The organism is Pseudarthrobacter sp. W1I19 (genome assembly GCF_030817835.1).
Taxonomy (GTDB): domain Bacteria; phylum Actinomycetota; class Actinomycetes; order Actinomycetales; family Micrococcaceae; genus Arthrobacter.
On record NZ_JAUSZR010000001.1, the window covers coordinates 4,393,937 to 4,410,121 of the forward strand.

Sequence of the window (16,185 nt, forward strand, 5' to 3'; positions counted from 1 at the left end):
GACACATGAGCTGTCAAGCGCAAGGAACTTACATAGAATGGAAGAATGACGACGACGACATCCAGCGCCCAAGGTGCGCCCGCAGAGGAAGGCCCTAAAGCCTCAAACATGCGCTCCCTCTCACGGGCCATGGAGGTCTTCGCCGAGCTGCAGCGCGCGGAGCGGCCGCAGCGGCTCAGCGACCTGGCCAGGAATTGCGGCATGAGCCTGCCCACCACCTTGCGGATCCTGCGGGTGCTGCAGGACTTTGGCATGGTGAGCCAGACCGACAAGTCCTACCGGATAGGGCCGGCGGTCCTGCCTGCCGCCCGGAGTTTCCTTGAGAACGATCCGCTCGTGGTCGCAGCCCGGCCCATCCTTCAGCAGGTCGCATCACAGACCGGACTGACGGCGTCGCTGTATACGCGGCTGGGGTTTGAACGCATCCTCGTGGCGCGCGTGGACGGTGAGGCGCCCCTGCGCTACGACCTTCCGCTGGGTAAGCGCCTGCCCCTCACGCTGGGTGCCGCCGGCAAGATCCTGCTCGCTTCAGCGTCCGACGACGAGCTCGAGCAGGTTGTGAGAGCGGCCGTTGCAGCGGGTCAGGATGGGGACCTGACGGCGGCGGAGTTGCGTTCCAGGCTGCCCGAACCCGACGCCGAGTATGCGTACTCTGCGGATGAGCGGGCCACGGGAGTTCTCTCCGTGGCCGTGGCTGTGCCGAACAGGACGGGGCGCCGCCCGAGCGAATCGATTTCCCTCACTAGCCCAGTGGAGGCAGCCAGCGAAGCCACGCTCAAGGCAGGCGTCCCCGAACTGCGGCGTGCGGCCAGCAGGCTTTCCGAGCTGCTCGAGGGCTCCGTCTACTAAAAGCACCCGCTTAGCAGTCCTGGACGTCTTGGACGGGCTCCATGATTCGTCGACCGAAACGATCGTCTGCCGCCGCGAGGGCGGCAACCACCTCTGACTAGAGCCGCCCGGAACGGGAAAGGCGCAAGTCCGAGTCCTGGGTACCGTCCCCCCTAGAACGGCGGTGGCTCTGGCTGTTGGAGCGGAAATGGGACTTGTCTGAGGTCGGCTGCTTCGGTGGTGTAGTGCCGGCCCAGCGGTGAACGCCACTCAAGGTCCCCGGAAGGGGAAGAGTGTCTGTAACTCCACGCGCCGATGGACTTCAGCGCATGATGCCTGCGGCAAAGCATTGCCAAGTTGCCGGGGTCAGTAGTCCCGCCCTCCTGCCACTCGATGGTGTGATCGGGCTCGCAAACGGCGGCCCTACGGGTGCATCCCGGGAACCGGCAGGTCCCGTCACGGCACTGCAGATACCGGCGCAGCACCTTCGGTGGACGATATGCCCGGCGCCCCACCCCCAACGCCTGCCCGGTGGTACCGTCCGTGAACAGCAGGTACCAAGTAGGCGCCAGGGCAGCCAAACGCCGGGCCGTAGCAGCATCAAGGGGCCCATACCCTTCCAGTTCAGCCGTTCCAAACCCAGGTTCAACCGGTACGGCATCGCCGCGGGAACCCGGGCTGCCGCCCATAACCTGTCCCACCGGGATAGTCACCACGATCTCGGGGCGGAACACCCCGGATTCCGCCCCGTCAGGGCCACCAAAAAGCTTGTCGGACGCGCCCGATTCAGGTCCACCGAAGAGGCGGTAGGCCAGCGACTCGGCGCGCAACTCCGACAGCGTCGGCGAATCCGCAGCAGTGCCGGTCCCAGGTGCAGTGCCGGATCCCGGTGCAGTGCCGGGTTCAGCAGCAGCGCTGTGTCCAGAAGCCGAGCCGGGCCCGGGAAGGTCCCTGAGGTCCTTGAGCTCCGCGGCCCGTGCGCTGGCCAGCCGCGCATCACGATCGAGTCCGCTGTAGATCGCCATTCCGACCTCCGCGGTCAGGAACGCCGAGAGCGTGCACATCCCGTCCGGCTCAGCCCTGAACCACACACCACGCTCACGCCGGGCCGCCTCCCTGCGGGCCGCGAGGCTTTCAGGGTGAAGCTGTTCACGCAACCGCCGCAAACAGGCACGCAATTCAGCCGGTGTGCGCCTGCGGCCATGCCGCGTCCTCGTGCGCCGCAGCGCAACCGACGCGAACCTTTCAGCCTGCCCGGCTGGGAGGGAGCGGGCCTGATCAACAATGATCCGCGCATGCGCGTCCGAAATGTCGCCCGCCTCCAGCGCTTCAAGGACCTCCCAAAGCGGCCCCGTCAGCTCCGACGCATCACTAAGCAAGCCCGCAGCTGTGCCTTCCGAGAGGGCACAGGCAGTTGAGACTTCGGTGACAGCGAGCGCATGGGCCTCGTCCCCGCCAAAGCGTACCGGCTGGTTCTCCTGTCGCCTGGGAGCTTCTTCCGCAACAGCCTCCTCCATCCGGGCAAGCGCGCCCTGCTTCATCCCCGTAACCCAGGCGATAAGCCTGTCAGCCGACTGGACCATGCGGATGGCACCATCGGCGGTCAGGAAGGCAGGAGCCGGGAAGCTCACCGTCCCGGCCAACAGCGAATCCTCCCCGTCCGTGAACTCGACAGCCGGAACCCACGCCTCCTCGTCGTCATCGACGAACGGCCCAACCTCCACGCTGCACCCCCTCCACGGAACCAATGCCCCTCCTCCTCGGGACACTTTCAGACTACGAGTAGGGTCTGACATTTGTGTGCCCCAACCGATCCGCGCAGCATCACCGACAGGGAGTCGATCCTCACCGCACGCCGTCAGGAACCTGCGGCCTCCACTGGAATGATCTGAACTGCGGGCGCCTTCTCGGTCAGCGCATAGTGGAAGACCCGTCTGTCCAGGGTTTCCAGGCGGCCGCGCGCTTCAACCCTGAACCAATCATGGTCGGCTACCGCTTGCGCCCACGCGTCCGCTTCCTCCCAGTACACCTCGCCCGGCCGGCGGTCCGGGTGGAGGTGCATGGCGACCGAAATCATAAAGGGGGCTTCCTCAAGGGCGGCGCGTTGGGCGAAGCAGACAACGTCCACGCTGACCCCGTGGTTCACGCACGAAGGTTTGCGGGCCATCGCCGTGGCAGCGCCCTCCACCCCGCCTTCGCGGATCTCCTGCCAGGCCAGGGAGTACATCTGGCGCCGGAGCCGGGACAGCTCATCGGCGCAGGTCGCCTGGATCCTGCGGGTGAGTGTGCCGATCATGCCGTCAGGCTCCTGCCGGGTCCAGGCTGATGCCGTCGCGGTTGCTGTGCATCTGACGGCCGCTTCCGTCCAGGCTGACTACCCAGACAATGGCCGAGTCCGGGGTCTTCGCGTCAACGCGCCCCCGGTACGCCGGTACCGCCGGCAGGATGACCTCAACGGCGGATCCGACAGCGATGCCCGACCAGTCCTGGGCAGGGTAGTCCTCCTGCGCCTCGTCTGGCCGGAGTCCGACGGCGGCCGGCTGCGCAGGGCGTCGGACCCGTCCCCGCGATCGGGCCCTGGCCCCCGTCATGCAACCTGCTCCAGCTGGCGGGCGCGCGCTTCCACTCCTTCGAAGTAGCTGCCTTTGAAGAAGAGGAGCGGCTCTGCGCCGTCCCGTGCTCCCAAGGCGCGGACAGCACCCACCACGATGGTGTGATCGCCGCCGTCGTACTCCTGATGCAGTTCGCAATCCACCCAGGCGAGTGCCTGGTCCAGCACGGGGTTGCCCAGGGGTGACTCCGAGTAGTCGACGCCGGCAAATTTGTCGGTGCCGGACCGGGCGAACTGGGCTGCCAGGTGCTGGTGCTCCGCGGGCAGGATGTTCACGGTAAACCGGCCAGCGTTGCGCAGCTGGGGCCAGGTGCTGGAGCTGCGGGCGGGGCTGAAGGTGACCAGTGCGGGGTCCAGCGAAAGGGAAGAGAAGGACTGGCACGTGAAGCCCGCCGGACCCTTGTCCGTGGCCGCGGTGATGACGGTCAGTCCGGAGGCAAAGTGGCCCAGGACGTGGCGCAGGCGTTGCGGGGTGAGATCAAAGTGTTCCGTCATGTTCTTTCCTTTCAAGGCCGGTTGTTCCAACCAACCACCCGCCGGCGCGCTGTTCAATCCCGGCCGAAACGCACTGACGCTGTAGGCAACATGCGGTCATGGCCCGAAGCATGGAGTAACGAAAAGGGGCCTGTGACCAGCACTGATGGCGGGAGTCCGGGCGTTGGAGAACACAAAGCGCAACCTCATGAAACGAGGCTCAACTGCTTTGGGCTGCTGATTTTTGGGGCCGTAGGGTGGGCCAATGACTTTTATTGTGCGCCGGGCACGCCCCGCCGAATACGGGGACATCGGGCAACTGACGCTGGCTGGATTCGGCCACCTCGAACCGGGCGCCTTCCTGCCGGACGGGGAACGCCTCGCCCTGCTGCTGGATGCCGAGGGCCGGGACCAGCAGGGCGTATTGCTGGTGGCCGAGGGAACCGACGGCCAACTCCTGGGCACCGCCAGCATCTTCCCGCACGGTGTCCCCTACGCGCGCCAGGCCGGTGCGGGAGAAGCAGAACTGAGGCTTCTCGCCGTACTTTCCGCTGCCCGGAAACAAGGGCTTGGCTACGCACTCCTGGCGGAAGGGGCGAATGTGGCCACAAAGTGGGGTGCTGAACGCCTGGTCCTGGATACCGCGCAGCACAACCTGCGTTCGCAGCGGCTTTATCTTCGTTTCGGTTTCAAACACCGGCCTCAGCGGGACGTCCACCGGGCACCACCCAAGGTCCCGCTGGCTGTTTTCACCCTTGACCTGCCGTACCGGCCGCCTGCCGCCCCGGCCTCCCTGCGGGCTGCCGCCACTCCAGACGCAGGCGCTGGAAGCCGGGACAGCGCCGTCGTCTAAAAGACACTCCGGGAAGGGCCACGCAGGATACTGTGGGCCAATGGAGATGCGCCTTGAGGTTGTGCAGGTACCCGTGTCCGATGTGGACCGGGCAAAGTCCTTCTATACGGAGCAACTGGGCTTCGTGCTCGACCACGACGTGGAGCACGTTCCGGGGATGCGGGTGGTGCAGCTGACGCCCCCGGGTTCGCCCACGTCGATCGTTATCGGAACCGGAATGACTGCCATGGCGCCGGGCAGCCTGGAGGGACTGCAGCTGGTGGTGCCGGACATGGGTGCAACTCGCGACGAACTGGTTCGCCGCGGCGCGGACATCAGCGAGGTCCAGGACATGGGTGGCGTGCTGTTTGCCCAGTTCGCCGATCCGGACGGCAACCGCTGGGTCCTCCAGGGCGCCACGCCACCGGACATCAGGGATGCGCACTTGTAAAGGATCCTGACCAGGTGACCGGCCAATCCTGGACCCTCAGCTGCGCGGCAGTCCGATGGCCCGACTGATCACAGCGTCGAACTGGTGGTCGCCGAGCAATCCTCGCGCGGTGATCAGCGGTTTGGCGCCGAAGCCCATCGCGTAGCGGGTCTTCGGCTTCGCGGCGGTCACGGCCTTCCCGATTGCGTCGGCCACTACCGACGGCGGTGAGTTCCGGCTTCCGGCCGATTCCGCCCGCAAGGTCCTGGCCACAGCTTCGGCCTGCGCCGCATACGGTCCATGCCCGGAGGTAGCCTCAAGATTGTCCGCCGCGATGCCGCCCCACTCGGTGGCGATGCTGCCGGGCTCAATAACCACCACATTGATGCCGAACGGTTTGACCTCCAGGCGGAGGCAGTCGCTGAGCGCCTCCAGGGCAAACTTGGTTCCGTGATACCAGCCGCCCAGCGGCGTGTAGATCTTCCCGCCCATCGAGGTGACGTTCAGGATGGTGCCCGAACGTTGCCCGCGCATGTGCGGCAGGACCAGCTGCGCCAGCCGGATGGCCCCGATGACGTTGACTTCGAACTGCCGGCGGCCCTCATCAATGGGGACATCCTCGAGCGCTCCGTAGGAGCCATATCCGGCGTTGTTGACCAGGACGTCGATGCGGCCGGTATCGGCAATGATCTGCGTAATGCCGGCGCTCATCGACGCATCGTCGGTCACGTCCATGGCAAGCGGGCGGATGCCGTCGGCCGCCAGTCCCTGCAGCCGGTCCGTGCGCCGCGCCGCCCCGTACACGGTGTAGCCGAGGCCCTGCAGCTTCCGGACAGTGGCCTCCCCGATTCCTGAGGATGCTCCAGTGACAAGTGCCGTCTTAGTGGTCATGCCCCTAAACTAGGGCGGATCCGCACCAGGTGGCCAGAGCCTCAGCAAGCCCCGCATCCGTTCCCTCGCCCACCCATGCGACGTATCCGTCCGGCCTGACGAGGACCGCGGCGGGAGCAGGAACCTCGCCCACCACCGGCAGCTCCCACGGCCCGCCGTATCGGGCATCGACCAGCTTCACCCTTTCGGGCCGCTGCACGTTGTCGAAGACGCCCGGGACACCAAAATTCAGCAGCAGCGGCCGCGCCTCATGCAGCAGGGAAAAAGCCGTCAGCGCGCCATCCTCAGTGGCAAGGTCGACGTCGGGCACCCGGCGTCCCAGCAGCGGGTGGCCCTCGCCGAGGTCGTAATGGACGTCCAGGCCGGACTGCATCCCGGCGAACTTCCGACGCGGCTCCTCCATGCCAAGGAGCTCGGCAACAACCTCCCCGGCGGCCTTGATCCGAGGATCCGCGCGGCGCAGGGCAGTCTGCGCCATGGTGTTGCGCAGCACCCGCGCCGCCACCGGGTGGCGCTCCGCATGGTAGGTATCCAGGAGGGTTTCCTGGGCTGTTCCGTTGACCACCTGCCCCAGCTTCCAGCCCAGGTTTACCGCGTCCTGCACCCCGATGTTCAGGCCCTGCCCGCCGTCCGGGGAATGCACGTGCGCCGCATCGCCGGCAAGCAGGATCCGCCCTGAACGGTAGGTTGCCGCCTGCCGGGTCATGTCCGTAAACCGGGAAACCCAAGTGGGACTGTGGGCCCCGTAATCGGTGCCACAGACCGCAATCAGCGCCGCACTGAGATCCGCCAGGGTGGGCTCGGCGGAAGGCCCCACGTGCTCCTCGGTCACCATGACCCCCACCGGTCCGCTGTCCGCATAGACCACTTTGCCGTCCACGATCTTGTACTCCCGCCGCCCAAAGGAATGGATGCCGAAAGCATTCTGGTGCACGCCGAACTCGGGCTGGCCGGTCATCTCCACCTCCGCGATCAGGGCGCTGGTGGTTGGATCCCAGCCGGGAAATTCAATGCCCGCCGCTTTGCGCACCAGGCTTCTGCCGCCGTCGCACCCCACAACATAGTCCGCGCGCAGGGTGCGGCCGTCCTTGAGCTGGAGGTCGACGCCGGCTCCGTCCTGCGCGAGGCCCGTCACCTCTTGGCCGCGGTAGAACGTCACGGCCAACTCGTCCACCCACCCCGCCAGGATGCGTTCGATGTGGGTCTGCCACAGCCCCAGCCCATAGGGATGGCGGGTGGGAAAGTCACTGATATCCAGGCGGGTCATCGCGAACCCCGCCACCTGCGCCGGTTGTCCCTCCGAGATGAACCGCCCGGCGATGCCGCGCTGGTCCAGGACTTCAAGGGTCCGTGAGTGCAGGCCGCCTGCCCGCGCACCTGCCAGCTCCTGGCTGGGGCGCCGCTCCACAATGGCTGCATCAACTCCCGCGAGCGCCAACTCCCCTGCCAGCATCAACCCCGTGGGGCCACCGCCCACGATCAGTACCGCGTGCTCCGTCATCGCATTTGCTCCCGTTCTCCCGGTTGAGGCCTCTGCGATTATCCGGCCCCCATGGGCCCTTGCGGCAAGCCCCACCTTGGGCGATACATTGGAAATGGAAGGAGTGCGAGCACCTGTCGCCACGTAGGTGCAATGCGCAGAAGGCGCAAGGGCAGGTTCACTCTGTCAGTCCCGGTGCCTAGACTTTTGGGCATGAGCGAAAACCAGGAAACCATCGGAAGCTCCACCCCCGAGCCGGATACAGGCTTGAACCGGGACCCTGAGGATTGGGTCACAGGAGATGAGCCCATGACAGCGGCCCAGCGCAGCTACCTCGATACTCTGGCGCGCGAGGCAGGGGAAGAACTGCCGGCTGATCTCAGCAAGGCGGAAGCGTCAAAGCACATTGACCGGCTGCAGCAGCGCAGCGGGCGAGTGTCAGGCAACGATTCCGGCAACGCCGGAGAGAAGTAACGGCGCCTTCCTCAGGGAAGGCGCCTTTAGGCTTACCAGGCCTGGTGTTCGCGGGTCAGGCCGAAAGGAACGGCCTCGCTGAGCGCCACGGTGAACTTGTCCACGCCGTGCCGGGTGACCAGGATGCCGTGCCGCTTCTCGGCCAGCGCGTGGGCTTTGGCAGCCGTGACGGCGGCGTCAAGCTCGCTGTCCATGCTCTGGCGGTCGGCAACGGTGAGGGTCAGTGGGAAGTTCATGGGTCTAGCCTTAGTGTGTTGGGGGTAGGGGGTCATATCTAACACCTGCGCTCCCCAAGGCTGCAGACGAAGTTGGGCACCTTTGTGCCCAGTTCATGATGCCCGACTAATGGATCACCAGCAACTTGAAAAATCAAGTAATAAGTCGTCGCAGGTCAAGAGCATGACGAGTCGTGCATGGTCGAGCAAATTCACGGCGCCAAAGCACCGTGAATTAGAGTTGGACTGGAGTGGAAGCTGTTTCCGGACGGCTCCGATGCCCCTGAACCAGCCATGCGGCAGAACCCAAGCCCAGCACAACACCATACGTGTGCCACGACCTGACAAGGATCCCGCCATTTCCACGGACGCTTTCTTCGGCAATCTCACCCGGATCCGCAACGTCATCCTTCCCACACCCGCCCGGAACCGGCTGAACACCGGCCGCGGACTGCTGGGCGGCTTCATCGTGGTGCACCTGGTCTTCCTGATCTTTGCCGCCTCCCTGTCGCTGCGCGGGGAGGCCTTCAGCGATACGTTCATCTACCGCGACTGGGCCATGGCAGGCTTCGACGACGCCAACCTCACCGGCGGCCCCAGCCCCTGGGTCTACCCCATCCTCGCGCTGATCCCCATGGCCATTGCCGGCATTGCGGGCCCCGGACCGTTCTTCTTCCTCTGGGTCCTGATGACCACCCTGCTCAACGGCTGGGCGCTGCTGAAGCTGACCGACCGCGGCCGCGAGCACAACGCCATCCCCGCCGGCTGGTGGTGGCTCGCGTTCACGTTCCTCATGGGCTGGCTCGGCTTCGCCCGCGTGGACGGCCTCACGGCACCGCTGGTCCTGGTGGCCCTCGCCTACGGTGTGGGCCGGCCATTCATCGCCTCCATCCTGCTGGCCATCGGCACCTGGGTGAAGGTCTGGCCTGCGGCCATCATGCTGGCCCTGTTCGCCGTGGTGCGGAACCGGATCCTGGTGGTGCTTGCCGGAATCACGACGACGGCGGGCGTCGTTGCGCTGGCAGCGGCCGTTGGCAGCGTTCCCAAGCTGTTGAATTTCCTCACCCAGCAGGGCGACCGCGGCATGCAGCTCGAGGCCACCTTCACCACGCCCTGGCTCTGGCTGTCCGTCCTGAACGTGGGCGGCTCGCGGATGTACATGAACACGGACATCAACTCCATGCAGGTGGACGGTCCCGGCACTGCGCTGATGTCCGTGCTGATGCAGCCCCTCCTTGTCCTTGCCGCGCTGCTGGTGGCCGGCCTGACGTTCTGGGCGCTGCACAACGGAAAAGCTAGCGGCGGTGTGGACCGCACCGAACTGCTCCTGGCCGGCGCACTGACGCTCGCCACCGCGTTTGTGGTCTTCAACAAGGTGGGGTCCCCGCAGTTCATGGTGTGGCTGGCCCCTGCAGTCGCCGTAGGGCTGGCCCACAGCTGGCGGGAATGGCGGGTGCCGGCCGCCATGCTGATTGTCATCGCCGTGGCCACGTACTTCATCTACCCGCTGTTCTACGACGCCCTCAGCCACAACAACCCATGGATGGCGCTGGTGTTGACCATCCGCAACATCCTGCTGGTGGTGCTGTTCCTCTGGAGCGTCCGGCGCCTCTACCTGCTGGGCAAGAAGACCCCCGCAGCCGCTCCCGTGCTGAAGGAGTCCTAAGATTTCCGCGAAGTTCTTTGACCGCCTGGTGACGCTCCGCACCAAAGTCCTCCCCGCCAAGGTGGTGGACTGGTTCGCCCGCCCGTCCAGCGTGTGGTGGGGCTTCGCCGTCGTCCATCTCTACTTCCTGGGCTGGATGGCGTCCTTTTTCCTCAACGGCGATACCTTCAGCGACACCGAACAGTACCGACAATGGGCCCAGGACGGCTACAACCCGCAGGACCTGGACGGAAAGATCAGCCCCTGGGTGTACCCGGTGCTGGCCCAGCTCCCCATCTTCCTCGCGAACATCGCAGGGCCCGGCCCGTACCTGCTCGTCTGGTTCCTGAGCATCACTGCACTCAACGCCGTCGGGCTTGCCTTCTTGACGCGCGGGCCGCGGAAGGTAAGCGGCATCGCGCCGGCCTGGTGGTGGCTGTTCTTCACCGTGTTTATGGGTTACCTCAGCTTCGCGCGGGTGGAGGGCATCACCGCGCCCATCGTGCTGATCGCGCTGCTTTATGCGGCCCAGCGGCCGGTGGTGGCCGGTGTCCTGCTCAGCATCGCCACGTGGATCAAAGTATGGCCCGCGGCCGTGCTGGTGCCCATCGTGATCGCGAGCCGGAAGCGGACCCAGGTGGTCCTCGCCGGCGCCGCGGTGACCGCCGTAGTCGCGCTGGGAACCTGGCTGTCCGGCGGGCTAAGACACATCCTGGACTTCCTCCTGAACCAGGGCGAGCGGGGCATGCAGTTGGAGGCCACCTTTTCCACACCGTGGGTGTGGCTGAGCGTCTTCAGGATTGCGGGTTCGAAGATGGCGGACAACACTGCCATCAACTCCACTGAGGTCTATGGCCCGGGTGCCGGCACGGCAGCTTTCCTGATGCAGCCCCTGCTGATCCTTGCCGCAGTGGGAGCCGCCATCCTGCTGGTCCGCGCACTCAACCGCGGCGCGGAGCGGGAGGAACTGTTCCTTGAAGGCTCCCTCATGATGGTCACCGCGTTCATCGTGTTCAACAAAGTGGGTTCCCCGCAGTTCATCATCTGGCTGGCGCCGGTGATCATTGCCGGCCTGACGCACGACTGGAACAGGTGGAAAGTCCCGGCAGCCCTGCTGATGGGGATCGCGATGACCACCTTCGTGATCTACCCGCTGTTCTACACCCCGCTCATCCACGCCCACCCGGTGATGGCCGCGATCCTCACCACCCGCAACGTGCTTCTGGTGGTGCTGCTGTGGTGGTCGGTAAAGCGGACGGCGGAACTGGGCCGGAAGCCTGCGGTTGTGCCGGCAGGCGCCTAGCCCAGGCAGGCAGGGCGAATCAGCCGGACCCGGTCAAGGGCGAATCAGCCGGACCCGGTCAGCTGCTCCGGGACGCCTGGTACCTTTCCCACCGGTCCAGGCTCCAGTTCCAGCCCCGTTTGGCAAGGTCCCAGGGCTTGGCCTCGATGAGCAGCTTGCGTGTATGCACATCGAGGAATAGAAGGTAGAACGTAAATGCCAGGGCGGTAATGAATGCCAGGGACGACGCGTCGATGGGCAGTTCCACAAAGGACCACACCGAAAGCTGGTCCTGCGCCCCGAACACCACAAAGAACGTGACGGCCACGTAGAAGGACCTGATCTGCCAGTCGTCCCGGATCCCTGTGACGGCCAGGAACGGGATGAACCAGAGGATGTACCAAGGCTGGATGATGGGTGAGAGCATCACGACGGCGGTGAACGCCAGGGCCATCCGCCGCACCGCCAGCGAGTAGTCGCCGCGGAACATCAGCAGCAGGACCAGCCCGACGGCGGCATACTTCATGCCGGTCCGCAGGAGGGTGGCGAAGGTGCCGCCTGGCAGCCCGAGCACATTGGCCAGGAACTCCACCTGCTGGCCCAGGAACCCCGAGGGTGAGTAGCCGGTGTAGCCGGGCGTGGGGTCCATGATGGCCCAGGTCCAGCCCAGTCCAAGGTTGTACGGTATCCCGCTGACGGCCAGCACACCGAAGCTGATCCCCGCCGTCGCACCCCAGGTCAGGAACTTGCGCGGCCAGGAGGCGGAGGGGCCGGCCCACATCACGCCGACGAACGGCAGCAGGAGCACTGTAATGGGCTTGATGCCGATGGACGCGGTGACCAGGAGAATGCCCAGCAGGTAGCGGCGGGTGGCAGCGAAGTAGACGCCGGCGACGGCGAGTCCCACCATGAGGGCGTCGTTGTGGGCGCTGGCGATGAAGCTGATCAGGAACAGGGGGTTGGCTACGGCGATCCACAGTGCCCGCGCCCCGTTGATGCCGTGCAGTTCCGCAAGTTTGGGCACGTAGATCACGCAGAGTAGGACGCCCACGCCGGCCAGGAGGCGGAAGAGCAGCACGGATGCGTCGGGCTGGGCTCCGGTCAGTCCGACGACGGCGCGCGCCAGCCACAGAAAGTAGGGGCCGTAAGGGGTCCTGTTTTCGGCCCAGGCCGGGTCGGCGCCGAGCGCAAACCAGTTGTTGAGGGTGGAGATGCCCACCTGGTACGGGTTCTGGCCTTCCATCACCAGCCTGCCCTGGCCTGTGTAGGCGTAGACGTCACGGGAGAAGACCGGCACGCAGAAGAGCAGCGGCAGGGACCAGGCGGAGATGGCAATGACCACGGACCTCAGCGAGGAAGCGCCCCACTCAGCAAGGCGCTGCCCCAGCCGGAGCCACGAACGCATCAGCACCATGGCCCCCACCGTCAGCAGCACTGTGGACACTGTGACGCCCCAGCCCTCGGTGCGCAGTGCGATGACGATGGGCTGGCGGATCATGGGCGAGCCGTTGGCGATCCAGCCGGTGCCGATCGAGCCCACGAACATCATCAGGGCGCCGAGGAATCCTTCAATGGTTGCTACATAGACCCGGCGCTTCACGGGCGCGGCCGCGGCAGTGGCCGGCGAGCCAGGCCGGCTTTCCGACGTCCCGAGGTGTGCACCGCCTGCCGTCATGTGTGTTGGTCCCCTACTTCGTTACGGCGCTGGCTGCACCAGCGAAAAGGCCGCCCTGCAACCTGGCCATTTTATCAGCCGCGGTTCCGCCCGCCTCCGGATGACGTTCCCCCTCTCACGTCAGGTAATCTTGAACCCGCAGCCGAAAGTCTCCGGCGCATCCCCTTTGCACCCAGATCCCTTCCATGACGGAACTGGACCGCGCGCAACGTGGCGTGCAGCGATCCCCCCAACCGCTCTTTTACTACTAAAGAGCCAAGCCCCTGGAGCCGCTCCTTGGCTGTCGCCGACCGCCCCCGCCCCCTTCGGCAACCGATCACGGTTCGTACGGCCCTCCGCTCACCACGGCAGCTTTCCCGCGAAGTCCTGGCCGGAATGGTCACCACCCTGGCGTTGGTCCCGGAAGTGATTTCATTTTCGATCGTCGCCGGGGTTGATCCCATGGTGAGCCTTGTGGCCTCCATTGTGCTGGCCCTTGCCATGTCCATCCTCGGCGGCCGGCCGGGGATGGTGACAGCCGCAGCCGGTTCCGTCGCCTTGGTGATCGCCCCGCTCGTGCATGAGCACGGTGTCCAGTATGTGTTACCGGCGGTGCTCCTGGGCGGTGTGATCCAGGTGGTCTTTGGACTGGCGGGCCTTGCACGCCTGATGCGGTTCATTCCGCGGTCAGTGATGATCGGGTTCGTCAACGCCCTGGGTGTGCTGATCTTTATGGCGCAGGTGCCCCACGTACTGAACGTCCCCTGGCCCGCCTACATCCTGTTCGCCCTGACACTGGCCATTATTTTCATCCTTCCGCGGTTCACCAAGGTGGTTCCGTCGCCGCTGGTTGCCATCGTCGTCGTGACTGCGATTGTCATCGTCGCCGGCCTCGCCGTACCAAACGTTTTGGACGAGGGGCCGCTCACCGGCAAGATGCCCGGCATCACCCCTTTCCAGGTTCCGCTGACCCTCGAGACCTTCCAACTGGTGTTGCCCACTGCACTGAGTGTGGCGTTCGTCGGCCTCATGGAGACCCTCCTCACGGCGAAACTCGTCGATGACATCACCGAGACGCCCTCGCACAAAGGCCGCGAGTCGTGGGCCTTGGGCGTTTCGAACATCCTTGCCGGCTTCTACGGCGGCATTGCCGGGTGCGCCATGATTGGCCAGACCGTCCTCAACGTAAAGACCGGCCAGGCGCGTACCCGGATCTCGACATTCGTGGCGGGGCTGTTCCTGCTGGCGCTTGTGACCGGGCTCAGTTCTGTGATGGGACAGATCCCCATGGTGGCCCTTGCCGCGGTCATGATGGTGGTCGCTGTGACCACCGTCGACTGGCACAGCGTCCAGCCGTCCACCCTGAAGAGAATGCCCCTGCCGGAGACGATCGTCATGCTGGTCACCGTCGCCGTCGTGGTCCTCACCGGAAACCTCGCTTATGGCGTGCTCGTCGGCGTCGTGCTCGCGATGGTCCTGTTTGCCCGCCGGGTGGCCCACGTCATCAGCGTTGACCGTACCGTGGCCGGCGACGGCGAAAGCGTCCACTACGACGTCGTGGGGCCGCTGTTCTTCGGGAGCAGCAATGACCTCGTGGAGCATTTCGCCTACGCCGACGACCCGGAGACCGTGACCATCGACCTGAGCCGCGCCCAGATCTGGGACGCCTCAACTGTCGCCGCCCTGGATTCCATCGAAACGAAATACAACGCCCACGGCGCCACCGTGACCATTCAGGGGCTTGATGAGCGCAGCACCGGCTTCCACCGCCGGCTCAGCGGACACTTGGGGGCCTGACCGGCCTAGCGCATCCGGTCGCTGCGGGCAGTGCGGTTCCTGCCCAGTGACTTGGCCCTGTACAAGGCAGCATCCGCGGCGGCGATGAGGACCTCCACGTCTGTAGTACCGGCGTCGTAGGTGGAAATCCCGTAACTCGCGGTCGGCATTTCCATCCCGTCCGCTGCGGGGGCCGCGGCCAGGCGCCGGCTGATCTCCTCCGCAATGTTTTCCGCTCGCTCCGCATTCGTTCCAGGCAGGAAGAGGACAAACTCTTCGCCGCCGTACCGCCCAACCAGGTCAGTGGACCGCACGGTGTCGGTGCAGGCGTTGGCAAAGGACTGCAGGGCGAGGTCTCCGGCGGCGTGGCCGTAGGTGTCGTTGACGGACTTGAAATGGTCCAGGTCGGCCAGGATCAGGGTGCCGGAGCCGCGCGTGGTGCTGCGGTCCGTCAAGTGCTCGGCCGCCAGGTCCAGGAAGGCCTTCCGGTTAAGGAGCCCGGTGAGGTCGTCACGGGTGGCCACCACGCGCAGTGCCCTGGTCTGCTGTTCGCTGCTGAGGGCGGCCATGCTGAAGGAGACCACCACCAGCAGCAGCATGGTCACCATCGTGGTGACGGCGGAACCGAAGACAGTAACGAAGGTGGGCCCGTTCTGCCCTTCCACCAGGAAGGCCAGCCAGCGCAGGAAATAAAAGGCCGAGAGGCCGCCGGCTGCCGCGGCCATGGGAATCCGCACGCGCGAATATCCCGGTTCCAGCCGCCATAGTTCGCGGGACGCAAGCCCGATGGTCAGGCCCATGGCGCCAAGGAACACGGGGCCGCCGGACCAGGTGTTGGTGGCGGGGTTGTCCAGGACGGAGGCAACCAGCGTGACCAGCGGAATGCCGGTGAAGGCCCATTTGATGGGCGGAACCGTCCGCAGCGAGCGGGCGCCCGCCCAGACCCCCACGCCGCCGTGGACCAGCAGGACGTTGCCCACAGGGTTGGCCCAGACCTGGTGCGGGGTGCCGTCCAGCAGGAAGCATGCGGATCCGGTGAGGAAAAACACCAGGGCCAGGCACCACCAGCCGCTGTACGGCGAGCGCGTGATCCGGTATGCGGAGAAGTAGAAGAGGAACACCAGAACCAGGGCCATCAGCCCAAACGCGATTCTCAGGGTCGCGGTATCCAGAACCATGTATCCGAAGTCCCCCCGAATCCTGAAAAGCGTGCCGACCCCAAGTATGGCACCGGGTCTGCCGGCCTGTCAGGAGAACCCCTTCCGCCCGCGCAGGGCCTAAAGTTGTCTGATAGCCCGCAGGACCATCCCGAAAGGCAGAACCGTGCTCCTTCTCTTCGGTTTCAAGACAGTGCTCAAGGCCCTTCCCGGCAAGCCGGCCAGCTGCCGGAACTGCGGATCCTTCGCGCACCACCACCTGGAGGAGCGGGCCACCAAGTTCACGCTGTTCTTCATCCCGGTGTTCACCACCTCGCGCTCCTACCGGATCACGTGCACCAACTGCGGCTTCGTCTCGAGCATCTCGGCACGGCAGCGGCGGGCCCTGGAGCTGCAGCGGTAAACACACCTCTGGCGGATCCAGCAAGCCGCAGCT

17 protein-coding genes are annotated in these 16,185 nt (G+C 65.6%); 8 read left to right on the forward strand and 9 right to left on the reverse strand.

Going from position 1 to position 16,185, the window contains the following annotated elements:
* Positions 1-45 precede the first annotated feature (45 nt).
* Positions 46-849: an IclR family transcriptional regulator gene (locus QF038_RS20315; RefSeq protein ID WP_307612736.1), complete on the forward strand. Its 804-nt coding sequence runs from the start codon at positions 46-48 to the stop codon at positions 847-849.
* Between the two features lie 152 nt (positions 850-1,001).
* On the opposite strand, the gene QF038_RS20320 is transcribed toward QF038_RS20315, so the two are convergent.
* The 4 genes from QF038_RS20320 to QF038_RS20335 form a co-directional block, all read right to left on the reverse strand.
* Positions 1,002-2,552, reverse strand: a complete 1,551-nt coding sequence (locus tag QF038_RS20320; RefSeq protein ID WP_307612738.1) for an HNH endonuclease signature motif containing protein — start codon at positions 2,550-2,552, stop codon at positions 1,002-1,004.
* Positions 2,553-2,686: 134 nt separating this feature from the next.
* Entirely contained in the window at positions 2,687-3,124 is a 438-nt protein-coding gene (locus QF038_RS20325; RefSeq protein ID WP_307612740.1) for a hypothetical protein, read from the reverse strand.
* 4 nt (positions 3,125-3,128) lie between these two features.
* Positions 3,129-3,419 carry a hypothetical protein gene (locus QF038_RS20330; RefSeq protein ID WP_307612742.1) on the reverse strand — a complete coding sequence of 97 codons (291 nt, stop codon included), beginning with the start codon at positions 3,417-3,419 and terminating at the stop codon, positions 3,129-3,131.
* The gene (locus QF038_RS20335; RefSeq protein ID WP_307612744.1) at positions 3,416-3,934 is read right to left on the reverse strand and encodes a flavin reductase family protein; all 519 of its coding nucleotides are present in this window, start codon (positions 3,932-3,934) and stop codon (positions 3,416-3,418) included. The genes QF038_RS20330 and QF038_RS20335 overlap by 4 nt, the downstream gene beginning before the upstream one ends.
* A gap of 244 nt (positions 3,935-4,178) precedes the next feature.
* Here QF038_RS20335 and QF038_RS20340 point away from each other — a divergent pair, with 244 nt between their 5' ends.
* Both QF038_RS20340 and QF038_RS20345 read left to right on the forward strand, forming a co-directional pair.
* A complete protein-coding gene (locus QF038_RS20340) occupies positions 4,179-4,766 on the forward strand; it encodes a GNAT family N-acetyltransferase (protein WP_307612746.1) in 588 nt (195 codons plus the stop codon).
* A gap of 40 nt (positions 4,767-4,806) precedes the next feature.
* Positions 4,807-5,196 (forward strand): VOC family protein, encoded by a 390-nt coding sequence (locus QF038_RS20345; protein ID WP_307612748.1) that lies wholly within the window; start codon positions 4,807-4,809, stop codon positions 5,194-5,196.
* A gap of 36 nt (positions 5,197-5,232) precedes the next feature.
* Here QF038_RS20345 and QF038_RS20350 read toward each other — a convergent pair whose 3' ends face one another.
* Positions 5,233-6,066 (reverse strand): oxidoreductase, encoded by an 834-nt coding sequence (locus QF038_RS20350; protein WP_307612749.1) that lies wholly within the window; start codon positions 6,064-6,066, stop codon positions 5,233-5,235.
* 4 nt (positions 6,067-6,070) lie between these two features.
* Positions 6,071-7,567: an FAD-dependent monooxygenase gene (locus tag QF038_RS20355; RefSeq protein ID WP_373461603.1), complete on the reverse strand. Its 1,497-nt coding sequence runs from the start codon at positions 7,565-7,567 to the stop codon at positions 6,071-6,073.
* Positions 7,568-7,759: 192 nt separating this feature from the next.
* Between QF038_RS20355 and QF038_RS20360 the strand changes: the two genes are divergently transcribed.
* Positions 7,760-8,020: a DUF3072 domain-containing protein gene (locus QF038_RS20360; RefSeq protein ID WP_307612754.1), complete on the forward strand. Its 261-nt coding sequence runs from the start codon at positions 7,760-7,762 to the stop codon at positions 8,018-8,020.
* A gap of 32 nt (positions 8,021-8,052) precedes the next feature.
* Here QF038_RS20360 and QF038_RS20365 read toward each other — a convergent pair whose 3' ends face one another.
* Complete coding sequence (locus QF038_RS20365; protein ID WP_050057060.1) at positions 8,053-8,256, reverse strand: hypothetical protein; 204 nt, start codon at positions 8,254-8,256, stop codon at positions 8,053-8,055.
* Between the two features lie 310 nt (positions 8,257-8,566).
* Between QF038_RS20365 and QF038_RS20370 the strand changes: the two genes are divergently transcribed.
* Entirely contained in the window at positions 8,567-9,901 is a 1,335-nt protein-coding gene (locus QF038_RS20370) for a glycosyltransferase family 87 protein (protein WP_307612756.1), read from the forward strand.
* A gap of 28 nt (positions 9,902-9,929) precedes the next feature.
* A complete protein-coding gene (locus QF038_RS20375) occupies positions 9,930-11,183 on the forward strand; it encodes a glycosyltransferase 87 family protein (RefSeq protein WP_307612758.1) in 1,254 nt (417 codons plus the stop codon).
* A 58-nt stretch (positions 11,184-11,241) separates the two neighbouring features.
* Here the strand turns inward: QF038_RS20375 and mptB are convergent, their stop codons facing one another.
* Positions 11,242-12,837 carry a polyprenol phosphomannose-dependent alpha 1,6 mannosyltransferase MptB gene (gene mptB / locus QF038_RS20380; RefSeq protein ID WP_307612760.1) on the reverse strand — a complete coding sequence of 532 codons (1,596 nt, stop codon included), beginning with the start codon at positions 12,835-12,837 and terminating at the stop codon, positions 11,242-11,244.
* A 276-nt stretch (positions 12,838-13,113) separates the two neighbouring features.
* Here mptB and QF038_RS20385 point away from each other — a divergent pair, with 276 nt between their 5' ends.
* Entirely contained in the window at positions 13,114-14,613 is a 1,500-nt protein-coding gene (locus QF038_RS20385; RefSeq protein WP_307612761.1) for a SulP family inorganic anion transporter, read from the forward strand.
* Between the two features lie 5 nt (positions 14,614-14,618).
* Here QF038_RS20385 and QF038_RS20390 read toward each other — a convergent pair whose 3' ends face one another.
* A complete protein-coding gene (locus QF038_RS20390; protein ID WP_307612764.1) occupies positions 14,619-15,770 on the reverse strand; it encodes a GGDEF domain-containing protein in 1,152 nt (383 codons plus the stop codon).
* Between the two features lie 145 nt (positions 15,771-15,915).
* Between QF038_RS20390 and QF038_RS20395 the strand changes: the two genes are divergently transcribed.
* Positions 15,916-16,152: a zinc-ribbon domain-containing protein gene (locus tag QF038_RS20395; RefSeq protein WP_307612766.1), complete on the forward strand. Its 237-nt coding sequence runs from the start codon at positions 15,916-15,918 to the stop codon at positions 16,150-16,152.
* Positions 16,153-16,185: the final 33 nt, after the last annotated feature.